The organism is Pistricoccus aurantiacus, from assembly GCF_007954585.1.
GTDB classification, from domain to species: Bacteria; Pseudomonadota; Gammaproteobacteria; order Pseudomonadales; family Halomonadaceae; genus Pistricoccus; species Pistricoccus aurantiacus.
Genome location: NZ_CP042382.1, coordinates 2,118,643 through 2,131,481 on the forward strand (window position 1 = coordinate 2,118,643; position 12,839 = coordinate 2,131,481).

At 60.8% G+C, this 12,839-nt stretch carries 10 protein-coding genes; 6 read left to right on the plus strand and 4 right to left on the minus strand.

The genetic code is table 11. From position 1 onward, the window contains the following. The first annotated feature begins 46 nt into the window (after positions 1-46). The 3 genes from lpdA (at position 47) to sucD (ending at position 3,667) form a co-directional block, all read left to right on the plus strand. Positions 47-1,483: a dihydrolipoyl dehydrogenase gene (gene lpdA / locus FGL86_RS10155; protein WP_147184454.1), complete on the plus strand. Its 1,437-nt coding sequence runs from the start codon at positions 47-49 to the stop codon at positions 1,481-1,483. Positions 1,484-1,628: 145 nt separating this feature from the next. Continuing rightward, positions 1,629-2,795 carry an ADP-forming succinate--CoA ligase subunit beta gene (gene sucC, locus FGL86_RS10160; protein WP_147184455.1) on the plus strand — a complete coding sequence of 389 codons (1,167 nt, stop codon included), beginning with the start codon at positions 1,629-1,631 and terminating at the stop codon, positions 2,793-2,795. Next, on the plus strand, positions 2,795-3,667 hold the full coding sequence (gene sucD / locus FGL86_RS10165) for a succinate--CoA ligase subunit alpha (RefSeq protein ID WP_147184456.1): 873 nt from the start codon (positions 2,795-2,797) through the stop codon (positions 3,665-3,667). The genes sucC and sucD overlap by 1 nt, the downstream gene beginning before the upstream one ends. A 76-nt stretch (positions 3,668-3,743) precedes the next feature. On the opposite strand, the gene FGL86_RS10170 is transcribed toward sucD, so the two are convergent. Next, a complete protein-coding gene (locus FGL86_RS10170; RefSeq protein ID WP_147184457.1) occupies positions 3,744-5,684 on the minus strand; it encodes an exoribonuclease II in 1,941 nt (646 codons plus the stop codon). A gap of 180 nt (positions 5,685-5,864) precedes the next feature. On the opposite strand from FGL86_RS10170, the gene FGL86_RS10175 reads away from it, so the two are divergent. After that, positions 5,865-6,968, plus strand: coding sequence for an AI-2E family transporter (locus FGL86_RS10175; protein ID WP_147184458.1), 1,104 nt, complete (start codon positions 5,865-5,867; stop codon positions 6,966-6,968). Here FGL86_RS10175 and FGL86_RS10180 read toward each other — a convergent pair. Genes FGL86_RS10180 through FGL86_RS10190 form a run of 3 tightly spaced genes read right to left on the minus strand, consistent with a single transcriptional unit; the run spans position 6,965 to position 9,791 of the window. Next, complete coding sequence (locus FGL86_RS10180; protein ID WP_147184459.1) at positions 6,965-7,618, minus strand: LutC/YkgG family protein; 654 nt, start codon at positions 7,616-7,618, stop codon at positions 6,965-6,967. The two genes, FGL86_RS10175 and FGL86_RS10180, sit on opposite strands and share 4 nt — an antisense overlap. Beyond that, positions 7,615-9,039, minus strand: a complete 1,425-nt coding sequence (locus tag FGL86_RS10185) for a LutB/LldF family L-lactate oxidation iron-sulfur protein (protein WP_147184460.1) — start codon at positions 9,037-9,039, stop codon at positions 7,615-7,617. Before FGL86_RS10185 ends, FGL86_RS10180 begins: the two co-directional genes overlap by 4 nt. Then, a complete protein-coding gene (locus FGL86_RS10190; RefSeq protein ID WP_147184461.1) occupies positions 9,036-9,791 on the minus strand; it encodes a (Fe-S)-binding protein in 756 nt (251 codons plus the stop codon). Before FGL86_RS10190 ends, FGL86_RS10185 begins: the two co-directional genes overlap by 4 nt. A 194-nt stretch (positions 9,792-9,985) precedes the next feature. Here FGL86_RS10190 and FGL86_RS10195 point away from each other — a divergent pair, with 194 nt between their 5' ends. Together FGL86_RS10195 and FGL86_RS10200 are read left to right on the plus strand one after the other, a co-directional pair. After that, positions 9,986-10,783, plus strand: a complete 798-nt coding sequence (locus FGL86_RS10195) for a GntR family transcriptional regulator (RefSeq protein WP_147184462.1) — start codon at positions 9,986-9,988, stop codon at positions 10,781-10,783. Between the two features lie 350 nt (positions 10,784-11,133). Next, entirely contained in the window at positions 11,134-12,831 is a 1,698-nt protein-coding gene (locus FGL86_RS10200; RefSeq protein ID WP_147184463.1) for an L-lactate permease, read from the plus strand. Positions 12,832-12,839: the final 8 nt, after the last annotated feature.

Sequence of the window (12,839 nt, forward strand, 5' to 3'; positions counted from 1 at the left end):
GGTTTACGCAACATTTGAGCTAATCAACAGAACAGGAAACGATTTTATGGCCGATAAATACGACGTCATTGTCATCGGTGCTGGCCCCGGCGGCTACGTGGCTGCCATTCGTGCCGCCCAGATGGGCCTCAAGACCGCCTGCGTCGAGAAGTGGATCGGCAAGGAAGGCAAGGTCGTGCACGGCGGCACCTGTCTCAACGTAGGCTGTATCCCATCCAAGGCTTTGCTGGAAGCGTCCCACAAGTTCGTCGAGGCGCGGGACGATTTCAGCGACATCGGTATCGAGGCGTCCGACGTCAAGATGGACGTCAAGAAAATGATGGCGCGCAAGGACAAGATCGTGAAGAACTTGACCGGCGGCATCTCAGGCCTGTTCAAGGCCAATGGCGTCACCGCCCTGGAAGGCACCGGCAAGGTGCTGTCCAGCAAGAAGGTCGAGGTCAGCAACGGCGACGACAAGACCACCTACGAAGCGGAAAACATCATCATCGCTTCCGGTTCAGTACCGGTGGAAATCCCGCCGACGCCGCTGACCGAAGGATTGATCGTCGACTCCACCGGTGCCTTGGAATTTCAGGAAGTACCCAAGCGCCTCGGCGTCATCGGTGCCGGGGTCATCGGTCTGGAGCTGGGTAGCGTCTGGAGTCGACTGGGAAGCCAAGTGACCGTGCTCGAAGCCATGGACGACTTCCTGCCCATGGTCGATCAGGCGGTGGCCAAGGAAACCCAGAAGCTGCTCAAGAAGCAGGGGCTGGATATTCTAATGGGCGCCCGAGTCACCGGTTCGGAAACCAACGGCGACGAAGTCACCGTCAAGTACACCGATTCCAAGGGCGAGCAGGAAGCGGTGTTCGACAAGCTGATCGTCTGCGTCGGCCGCCGCCCCTATACCAAGGGCGTGCTGGACGATGATGCGGGAATCAAGCTCGACGAGCGCGGCTTCATCTTCGTCGATGATCATTGCCGCACCAGCGTTCCCGGTGTCTATGCCATCGGCGACTGCGTGCGCGGCCAGATGCTGGCGCACAAGGCATCGGAAGAAGGCATGATGGTGGCGGACATCATCGCCGGCCACAAGGCTGAGATGAACTACGACGCCATCCCCTGCGTGATCTATACCGCGCCGGAAGTGGCCTGGGTCGGTATGAACGAGCAGGAAGCCAAGGCCGCGGGCATCAAGGTCAAGTCCGGCTCCTTTCCCTTCGCCGCCAGCGGTCGCGCCATGGCCAACAATGCTACCGAAGGCTTGGCCAAGATCATCGCCGACGAGGAAACCGATCGTATCCTGGGGGTGCATATCGTCGGTCAGCACGCCGGTGAACTGATCGCCCAGGGCGTGATCGCCATGGAGTTCGGCTCCAGTGCCGAGGATCTGGCGTTGACCTGCTACGCCCACCCGACCATGTCCGAGGCGGTGCACGAAGCGGCCCTGGCGGTCGAGGGTCACGCCATTCACATGGCCAATCGCAAGAAGCGCAAGTAACAGGCTCGCGTGCCGGAGACGCCACCGCAGGGTGGCGTCTTGCCTTGGCGGGCGACTCGTAGCATACCTGGATGATCCGGGTAGGGTGATAATTCGCTGACCCGCGATTATCGTTCGTATCACATGCAACCAATGGCATGAATCGATGAACCTTCACGAATACCAAAGCAAGCAGCTGCTTGCGGACTATGGGCTTCCCGTGTCCAAGGGCTTCGCCGTGGATACGCCCGAAGCCGCCATGGAGGCCTGCAAGAAGATCGGCGGCGATCAGTGGGTCGTCAAGACTCAGGTGCACGCCGGCGGTCGGGGCAAGGCGGGCGGCGTCAAGCTGATCAAGGACCCGAGCGAGGCCAAGCAGTTCGCCGAGCAGTGGCTGGGCAAAAACCTGGTGACCTACCAGACCGATGAAAAAGGTCAGCCGGTGACCAAGATCCTGGTGGAAAACTGCACGGACATCGCCAGCGAGCTGTATCTGGGCGCGGTGGTCGATCGCGGGTCACGACGAGTGGTGTTCATGGCTTCCACGGAAGGCGGCGTGGAGATCGAGAAGGTCGCCGAGGAAACCCCGGAGAAGATTCTCAAGGCGGAAATCGATCCGATGGTCGGCGCCCAGCCCTATCAAGCGCGTGAAATCGCCTTCAAGCTGGGGCTCGAAGGCGAGCAGATCAAGCAGTTCACCAAGATATTCCTGGGGCTTTCCCGTCTGTTCCACGAGAAGGATCTGGCACTGCTGGAAATCAACCCGCTGGTCATCGACGACAAGGGCAACCTGCACTGCCTGGATGCCAAGATCAACCTGGACAGCAACGCCCTGTATCGCCATCCGGATCTGCAGGCCATGCGTGACCCTTCCCAAGAGGACGAGCGCGAAGCCGAGGCCGCGGCTTGGGATCTCAACTACGTGGCTTTGGACGGCAATATCGGCTGCATGGTCAACGGCGCGGGTCTGGCCATGGGCACCATGGATATCATCAAGCTCAACGGCGGCCAGCCGGCCAACTTCCTGGACGTGGGCGGCGGCGCCACCAAGGAGCGTGTCGCGGAAGCCTTCAAGATCATTCTCTCGGATGATTCCGTCAAGGCGGTGCTGGTGAACATCTTCGGCGGTATCGTGCGCTGCGACATGATCGCCGAGGGTATCATCGGCGCGGTGGAGCAGGTCGGCGTGAACGTCCCGGTGGTCGTGCGTCTCGAAGGCAACAACGCCGAGGTGGGCGCCGAGAAGCTGGCGTCCAGCGGTTTGAACATCATCGCTGCCACCAGCCTGTCCAATGCGGCGCAGCAGGTGGTCCAGGCAGCGGAGGGCAAGTAATGAGTATCCTGATCGACAAGAATACCAAGGTCATCTGCCAAGGCTTCACCGGTGGCCAGGGCACCTTCCATTCCGAGCAGGCCATCGATTATGGCACCCGGATGGTCGGCGGCGTCACCCCGGGCAAGGGCGGCCAGCAGCATCTGGGTCTGCCGGTGTTCAACACCGTCAAGGAAGCGGTGGAGCAGACCGGCGCCGAGGCCAGCGTGATCTACGTGCCGGCGGCCTTCTGCAAGGATTCGATCCTCGAAGCCGCTAACGCGGGCATCAAGCTGATCGTGTGCATTACCGAAGGCATCCCGACCCTGGACATGCTCCAGGTCAAGGTCAAGTGCGATGAACTCGGCGTGCGGCTGATCGGCCCCAACTGCCCCGGGGTGATCACGCCCGGCGAAAGCAAGATCGGCATCATGCCCGGCCATATCCACCAGCCCGGCAGGGTCGGTATCGTGTCTCGCTCCGGTACCCTGACCTACGAGGCGGTCAAGCAGACCACGGATCACGGTTTCGGTCAGTCCTCCTGCGTGGGTATCGGCGGCGATCCGATTCCGGGCTCCACCTTCATCGATATTCTTGCGGAGTTCGAGAAGGACCCGCAGACCGAAGCCATCGTCATGATCGGCGAGATCGGCGGCACCGCGGAAGAAGAAGCCGCCGCGTACATCAAGGATCATGTTTCCAAGCCGGTGGTCGCTTATATCGCCGGGGTGACCGCGCCTCCCGGCAAGCGCATGGGCCATGCCGGCGCCATCATCGCCGGTGGCAAGGGCACCGCAGACGAGAAGTTCGCCGCCCTGGAAGCCGCGGGGGTCAAGACCGTGCGCTCCCTGGCGGAGATCGGCGACGGCCTGAAGGAAGTCACCGGCTGGTAAGCGATATCACTGCGGATAAAAGCAAAAGGGCACCTTCGAGGTGCCCTTTTCCATATTGGCCGTTCTTTGTAGCTTGTCAGGGAGCGGGGCGGGCAACCAGGGAGCGGTTTTCTTCCCGGGCTTCCGTCAGCGCCACGCGAATCTCGTCCCCCAGCTTGAAGCGTTCCTCGCCTTCGATCTGGATGCGGCCTTCCTTGTCGTCGATCGCCACCTTGTCCCGATCGCTATGCAGGAAAGGGGCAGGGATGAAGGCGGTGGCGCCGTTGGCGGCGAGCCGTACCCGCATGCCGCCCCGGTTGATATTGATGATCTGCGCATCGAAGGCCTGCTGCTGGCCGGCGGCTTCGCCAAGAAAGCGCACGTAAAGCCAGTCCTTGACGTCTCGCTCCGCCATGCGATTAAGCCGGCGACGCTCGGTCAACTGCTCCGTGAGTGCCTGGCTGGCTTCCGCCGGCGCTTCCTCTCCCTTGAGCACCCGCTTGATCAGCCGATGATTGACCATGTCGCCGTACTTGCGAATCGGCGAGGTCCAGGTGGCATAGGCCTCTAGCCCCAGACCGAAGTGGGGTCCCGGGCGCGCGGACATGCTGGTAAAGCCCTGGAAACGACGCAGCCGTGCATCAAGCCAGGCATCGTCGCGGCTTTCCAGCGCGCGCTTGAGTTCCTTGTAACGAGAAAGCTCCGTCAGCGCTTCGCGCTCCACGGCGATATCCTGGCCGGCCAGAAATTCCTGGGCGGCCTCGGCTTTTTCCGGCTCGAAGGCGCGATGCACGTTGAAGATGCCGTGACCGATTCTTGATGCCAACAGGTCCGCGCAGCAGGCGTTGGCGGCGATCATGGCTTCCTCGATCATGCGATTGGCCAGGCGGCGCTCCTCGACATGGATATCCAGCACGTTGCCGGCATCGTCCAGTTCAAATACGTAGTCCGGACGATCCTTGAAGGTCAGCGCATGTGCCGCGCGCCAGGCGCTGCGTGCCTCGGTCAGTGCCGCCAGGGCCTTGAGCTGCTCGCCGATCTCGTCTTCGGGCGACCAGTCACCCTTGCCCTCCAGCCAATCCGATACTGGGTCGTAAACGAGCTGCGCCTGAGAGCGAATCCAGGCCGGGAAGAAGCGGTAATCCCCAAGGCTGCCATCGACGCCGATATCGAGGCTGCAGGCCAGCACCGGCCGGGTTTCGCCTTCCTTCAGCGAGCACAGGTCATCCGCGAGAATTTCCGGCAGCATGGTGACGTTCTGGCCAGGAAGGTAGACGGTGAAGGCGCGGGTGCGGGCTTCCAGGTCCGCCGCGTGATTTTCCTCCACATAGGCGGTAGGGTCGGCAATGGCCACGGTCAGGCGCCAGCCGCCGCCATCCAGTGCCTCGACCCGCAGGGCGTCGTCCATGTCTCGGGTCTTTTCGCCGTCGATGGTGAAGAAGGGTGCCTGGGTCAGGTCTTCCCGCTCGAGCCCTTCCTCGCGCAGGGGCCAGTCGTCTCCCGCTACCGGCGACGCCTGCTCCAGCGCATGACGGGCCAGGGTCACCCGCCAAGGCACTGCCGGGTCGTTGCCCTTGGCCACCAGTTCGTCGATCTGACTGAAGAAGGCGCGATCTTCCGGTTTCAGCGGATGACGTACGAGACGCGCGACCACCCAGTCGCCGTCGTCGATGCTGTTCTCGTCGAGGCTGCGCTTGATGCGCGCCTTGAGCACGCTCTTGATCGAAGGATGATCCGGCACTACCGCCAGACGCCCGTCGCGCTTCTGAACTCGGGCAATAAAACGATCCAGGCCAGCCTCGAGCAGCTTTTCCGGCTCGACGGACTTCTTGTCGCCTTCCTCCTTGAGGATCGCTTCGATACGATCGCCATGCAGCACCAGCTTCATGGCCGGCGGCGGGACGAAATAGGATTCCCCGTTATCGGTTTCCAGGAAACCGAAACCTTTGTCGGTGGCCTTGACGGTTCCTTCGACGCGAGGAGTGGTTTCACGAATCTGTTGCTTGAGTTGGGCAAGCAAGGCGTTGTTTTGCAGCATCGGACACTTTCGATTGGCGGGTATAGGCATGTCACTATACGGATTCTCGCCGTCGCCGCCAATGTGGCGTGATGGCCCTGGTGGTATGAGCGGCGTATTCTATGCCGATGCCGAATAGGCCATCATGGCATTATATGTGGCTTTTTTAATGGACTTATTCAAAAGACAAGGAGTGTCGAGATGTCAGGATCCGAAAATCATCACTTGAGCAGCTATGCGCGTCGGGTCTGGGTAACGGTAGGCATCGTGGTAATCACGATGCTGCTTCTTTTGACGCTATGGTTCAGCCTTAACGTACTGCTGATGGTTTTCGCCGGCCTGCTGGTGACGCTGTTCTTTTCGATACCCACCAACTATCTGCATGAACACAGCCCCCTGTCTCGCGGGCTTTCGCTGCTGGTGGTCATGCTGGTGTTCTTGGCTCTACTGGCCGGCTTCCTGCTGAATTTTGCCCTAGGGATGAATCAGGAGTTTGAGCGACTTCTAGATATTCTTCCGGACTCCTGGTCGAGTCTTGAAGACGCCATACGCCAATATCCCTTGGGTCAGGAGGCCATCGAGCGTTTCGGACAGTTTTCCGATAAGTTTTCGATGCCTAGCGATAAGATTGAAAGCTGGTCGTCTCAATTGACGACGGTCTTCTCCTCGACCCTTGGCGCCTTTCTCAACGTGTTCGCGGTAGTGCTGATCGGTCTATTCGTGCTGATTGAGCCGGATAGCTATAAAAGAGGGGTAGTAGCGCTCGTCACTCCCCGCCAGCGGGACGAGGCGCGGGATTTTCTGGATTTGACCTATCACAAGCTGTCCTGGTGGCTGCTCGGTCGCCTGATCTCGATGAGCGTGATCGGGATACTTTTTGGTCTGGGGCTATGGGGACTTGGCGTGCCCATGGCGCTTTCCCTGGGGATTCTGGCAGGACTCCTGTCCTTTATTCCTTATCTGGGACCGGTGCTGGCGGCGATACCGGCGCTTCTGGTGGGTTTTACCCAGGACGCGACCACCATGCTTTACGTGAGCTTTCTTTATCTGGCCATTCAGTTTCTGGAAAGCAACGTCGTGACGCCTCTGGTGCAGCGTAAAGCCGTCAGCATTCCTCCGGCCTTGTTGCTGATCGTGCAGCTATGGCTGGGCGTTTACGCGGGCCTTCTTGGCCTCTTGCTGGCGGAGCCGCTGATCGTCCTGAGCATGTTGAGCGTGCAGCGTTTCTACGTGAAAGGCTGGCTCGAGGACAAGAGCGCGGATCGCGCCGACCGGGAAATCTTGCAGGAGCGGGAAGAAGGTTAATTCTTGACCAATACGATTAGCTCCTTCGGCCCGTGAACGCCGTAGGCCAGGGTCTGTTCGATATCCGCGGTCTTGCTGGGGCCGGAAATCAGCAGGGCATTGGTGGGCATGTTCTTGCTCCAGCCCAGGTTGACCATTAACTCATAAAAGGTGTCTTCGATGCGATTCGCCTCCAGCACAGCGATATGAACCGGCGGTACCAAACTCAGCAGCCGAGGTTCGTCTTCCGTGGGCCACAGCCAGAGGCTGCCGGTCTCGGCGATAGCGCCACCGGTGGAAGTCAGGCCCGCATCGACGTTTTCGAACTGCTCTCGCTGCCAGTCCTCGATGGGGCGGTCCACGTCCACCAGGGTAATATCGGCTGTCGCCAGGGCCTGGCGCGCCTCTTGAGCGATCGGGTGAGTCTTGCCCAGGGCAAGGCGTCGAATGGATTTCGTCTTCAGCAGTTCGATCAGTGACTGCGTCCAGTTCTCGCGAGAGACATGCTGCACCTCGCCATGTACCGAGGTGATCAGGCGTTCGAAGCGTGCCAGGCGCTCTTCCTGGCTCCAGCCGCGGCCGGTCATCACGCCGAAGTCGCTTTTCGGCGCCTGCAGGGGACCGTCTTCGCGCTGACGCAGACGTCTTAGGATATTGTCTCGAGCGCTCATGAATTCGTCTCCCGGCGGTGGCGCTTGATCAAAGCGTGAAGCGTGGTCCTGGCGGGTTTGGGGGCGGTGCGATGCTCGGTCCAGACGCCTAGTTTGCTTGGAGTAAGCGCGCGCAGCTTGCCGGCAATCACGGTGCCGCTGCGCCAGGCCCTGGGGTGAGTGGCGAGCCACTGCCAGCCTTTCCAGGCGGCGACTTCCGTTCGGTTGCGCTTGACCCCGGCACCGGGCACGTTGCCGCGGCCTTCGCCCACTGCTTCCTGTCGCAGCCGCACCAGCAGATCCGGAATCGGAATCTTCACCGGGCAGACTTCGCCGCAGGCGCCGCACAGGCTCGAAGCGCTGGGTAACTCCTTGGTGGCTTCCAGACCCATCAGGTGCGGCATCAGGATGCTGCCGATGGGGCCAGGGTAGGTGGTGCCGTAGCTGTGGCCACCGACTCGGGTGTAAACCGGGCAGTGGTTCATGCAGGCGCCGCAGCGGATGCAACGCAGGGTGTCGAGCAGCTCATTGTCCTGATAGATCCGCGAGCGGCCGTTGTCCACCAGTACCAGATGCACTTCCCGAGGGCCGTCATGCTCGTTCGGCTTGCGCGGTCCGCCGATCATGTTGAAGTAGGTGGTGACGTTCTGGCCGGTGGCGGAGCGGGAGAGCAGGGCGTAGAGCGGCGGCACGTCCCGCAGATGCTCGACCACCTTCTCGATGCCGGTCACCGCAATATGCACCGTCGGCACCGTGGTGGTCATGCGCCCGTTGCCCTCGTTTTCCACCAGGCAGAGGGTGCCGGTTTCCGCCACGGCGAAGTTGACCCCGGAGATGCCCACGTCCGCCGCCATGAAGCGCTCGCGCATCTGGGCTCGGGCCGCGGCGGTCATGAAGTCCACGTCTCGGCTGCGCTCCAGCCCCGTCTTGTCATGCAGGATGGTGGAAATTTCATCCGTGTTGAGATGAATCGCCGGCATGATGATATGTGAGGGCGTCTGCTCGTTAAGCTGCACCAGGTATTCGCCGAGATCCGACTCCAGCGCCTTGATACCTGCTTTTTCCAGATAGGCGTTGAGGTGCATCTCCTCGGAAACCATCGACTTGCCCTTGACCACCTGCTTGGCGCCGTGCTCTTGGCATAGCTTGGCGATCAATCGGCAAGCCTCATCGCCGTCTTCCGCCCAATGCACTTGAATACCATTGGCCTGGCAGTTGGTCTCCAGGGTTTCCAGCAGATCCGGCAGCCGGGCAAGAGCGCGCAGGCGAATATTGGCCCCCAACTCGCGTAGCGTTTCCAGATCCCACTCCGCGAAGGCTTCCCGGCGCTTGTCCATCAGGCCGCCCATCGCCTTGCGGAAGTTGGCGCGAATCTGTGGATTGCCCAGGGCGTCGTGAGCCTGGCGGTGGAAGGCTTGGGGGGTGTATTCTTGCACGCTCATGAGGTGCGTCTCCACAGATAGCTGGCGATGTGCTCGCCCTTTAGTGAAGCATTTCGATAGTCGAGCCGCCCGGCGATATTCATCAGACAGCCGCAGTCCGAAGTAACGAAATGCTCGGCGCCGGCTGCCTCGAGCGCCTGGGACTTATCTTCCACCATGGCCGCGGAGACTTCCGGATGGCGCACCGCGAAGGTGCCGCCGAAGCCGCAACACTCGCTGGCGCGTTCCTGCTCCACCAACGTCACCTGACCCAGCTTCTTCAACAGTGCGGGGCCGGTGTCCGCCAGCCCTAGCTCCCGCCGTGCGCTGCAGGAGGTATGCATTGCCACCCGTTCCGGCTCGCCGCGATCACTGAGGGTTACCTGGCAGACATGCACCAGAAACTCGGTCAATTCGAAGACCCTCTCCGCCACTTCCTTGGCGCGTTGCTCGTCAGGCGTACCGGCAAAGAGCTGCGGATAGTGCACCCGCATCATGCCGCCGCAGGAGCCAGAGGGCACCACGATCGGCCAGGACTCGGGGAACAGGTCAAGCTGGCTCCTGGCGACCTGGCGCGCTTCTTGCTGATAACCCGAGGTATAGGCGGGCTGGCCGCAGCAGGTCTGATCCTCAGGAAAGAGCACCTCGATGCCCTCCCGTTCCAGCAGGCGCAGGCTGTCGAGCCCGGCCTGAGGGTACAGCAATTCCGTTAAACAGGTGCCGTAGAGATATACCTTCTCGGGCTTGGGCGGGTAGTGCTTGAGCGGAGGCATAAGGTTCCTTGCCGATTGGGCAGGTCGAGAAGAACGAAGACAGGTTAAAGGCATTCTGGCAAAATATTGGTAAAACCAATTTACAACCAAGTCGAGAAAATCTTAGAGTCTTGTTTACCCAAGTGTCAAACCGCTTTCCCGGCTCTTTGACCTATGGATAAGACTTCGACTTGTTGAAGAGCGAGAAACGCCCCATGGTTTATCAGAAGCTTCGCCAGCCGCGCATTGCCGACGTGATCACCGAACGCCTCGAGGCAATGATTCTCGAAGGCAGTCTGGCGCCGGGGCATCGTCTGCCGCCGGAACGTGAGCTGGCGGAGCGCTTCGGGGTGTCGCGACCTTCCTTGCGGGAAGCGATACAGCAGCTGTCGGCCAGAGGGCTTTTATACAGCCGTCAGGGTGGCGGCACCTATGTCAGCCAGGAACTCGCCGGCGGCTACGGCGATCCGCTGCTGGAAATGTTTTCCCGCCATGATGAGTTTCACCTGGATCTGCTGGAGTTTCGCGACGCCCTGGAGGGCATTTCCGCCTACTACGCGGCCCTGAGGGCCACCCCGGCGGACAAGGAGCTGTTGATCCGGCGGTTCGAGGAACTTCGCGCCAGCTATGCGGAATCGAGTCCAGAGGACGATCCGCTGCGGGAGGCCAAAGCGGATGCCACCTTCCATCTGGCCATTGCCGAAGCTGGGCATAACGTGCTGCTGCTGCACACCATACGTGGCATCTTTCAACTGCTGGAAAAAAGCATCGTTGCCCACCTGGCGCATCTGTTCGAGAAGCCTGGCGCTCGGGATCTCTTGATGACCCAGCACCGGGCCATGCTCGATGCCATTCTCGAAGGTCGCCCGGAAGACGCGCGATCCTGCGCCCACCGGCATCTCGCCTACGTGGAAAAGGGGTTGCTCGAACTCAAGCGCGCCGAGAATCGTGCCCAGCGGGCCCAGCGTAGAGTTCGCGCCTTGCCCAAGCGTAAGAATCCGCTGGATCAGTGATTTCGACACCGAAGATCGTCGTACATTAGTCGAATAAGTTGACCACTGAACAGCGCCCGCTCAGAACGCAAACCGCTGCCAACAGCGCTAATCCCTTGATCGAAAACTTGTATTAACCAATAAGCCAAATAGCGACTATTGGTAAAACCAATTTACTTTAGGTGGCTAAGCGCTGTTTTTCTGATTAACTTTTCCAAGCGCCTATTCAATCAACGCAATGGTGCTCTAACGATACCTTGTGCTTTGCCACCGAACTGTCTTGCTAACTATCGGCTTTGATAAAACCAGTTTTGACAACAACAAGTTTTGACAACATCAAGTTTTGACAACAACAACAGGAGCTGTCGCTAATGAACTCGTCACTACTCGCCTTTCTGGCTTTTCTGCCCTTGCTGCTGGCAGGGGTACTGCTGATCGGCTTTCGCCTGCCGGCCAAGCTGGCCATGCCGATCGTCTTCTTTGCCGCCGCGCTCATCGCGCTCTTTGCCTGGGACATGACCTTTACCCGGGTATTGGCCTCCACCCTGCAAGGCCTGATGCTGACCGTGGCGATTCTGTGGATCATCTTCGGCGCCATCCTGCTGCTCAAGACCCTCAAGCACTCCGGCGGCATCACCGCCATTCGCAACGGCTTCTCCGGTATCAGCCCGGATCGCCGCGTGCAGGCGATCATCGTCGCCTGGCTGTTCGGCTGCTTCATCGAGGGGGCTTCCGGCTTCGGCACCCCTGCAGCAGTGGCCGCGCCGCTGATGGTGGCCCTGGGCTTTCCAGCACTGGCGGCGGTGGTGGTGGGTATGATGATTCAATCCACGCCGGTGTCCTTCGGCGCGGTGGGCACGCCCATTGTCGTCGGCGTTAGCGGCGGGCTGGACAAGACGGGCATCACCGAGCAGCTCGTTGCCAACGGAAGTAGCTGGGAAAGCTATTTTCACCTGATCACCTCCGAGGTGGCGATTACCCATGGCATCGTCGGCGTGTTCATGCCGCTGATTCTGGTGGTGATCATGGTGCGTTTCTTCGGCGCCAACCGTTCCTGGAAGGAGGGGCTGGATATTGCCCCCTTCGCGCTTTTCGCCGGGGTGTGCTTCGTGGTGCCTTACATGCTGGCCGGTGTGCTGCTGGGGCCGGAATTTCCGTCGATGATCGGCGCCATGGTGGGGCTGGCCATCGTGGTTCCCGCGGCGCGCAAGGGCTTCCTGTTGCCGAGAACCACCTGGGACTTTCCCGACGCCAAGTCCTGGCCGGACGAGTGGATCGGCAAGCTCGAGGTCGATGTCGATCGAATCCTTGGGCGTACGCCGATTTCCACCTTCATGGGCTGGCTGCCCTATGTACTGCTGGCGGTGCTGCTGGTGATCTCTCGTGTCGTGGCGCCGGTCAAGGAAGCGCTGACCGCGATAGCGATTTCCTGGAACGATATTCTCGGCGAGGTGGGCATCAGCAGTAGCATTCAGCCGCTCTACCTGCCCGGCGGTATCCTGCTGATGGTGGTGTTGATCACCGCCGTCATGCACCGCATGCAGGCACGAGAACTCGGCGCTGCCTTCTCGGAATCCACCAGGACCCTGCTGGGTGCGGGCTTCGTGTTGATCTTCACCATTCCCATGGTGCGTATCCTGATCAACTCCGGGGTCAACGGGGCGGATCTGGTCTCCATGCCGGTAGCCATGGCGCAGTTCGTCGCCGACAGCGTGGGCGGCGTCTACCCGCTGTTCGCGCCCACGGTGGGGGCGCTCGGGGCATTCATCGCCGGCTCCAATACGGTCTCCAACCTGATGTTGTCGGACTTCCAGTTCAATGTCGCCAGCCAGCTGGGACTTTCCACCGCCATGATGGTGGCGCTGCAGGCGGTGGGCGCCGCCGCGGGCAACATGATCGCCATTCACAACGTGGTGGCGGCCTCCGCCACGGTGGGGCTGCTGGGCCGCGAAGGCATAACGCTGCGCAAGACCATCCTGCCGACCATCTACTACGTGTTGTTCGCCGGCATCATCGGCTTGATTGCCTTCTATGGCCTGGGCATCGTCGATGGTCTCGGCGGCGCCTGAGCAACAGG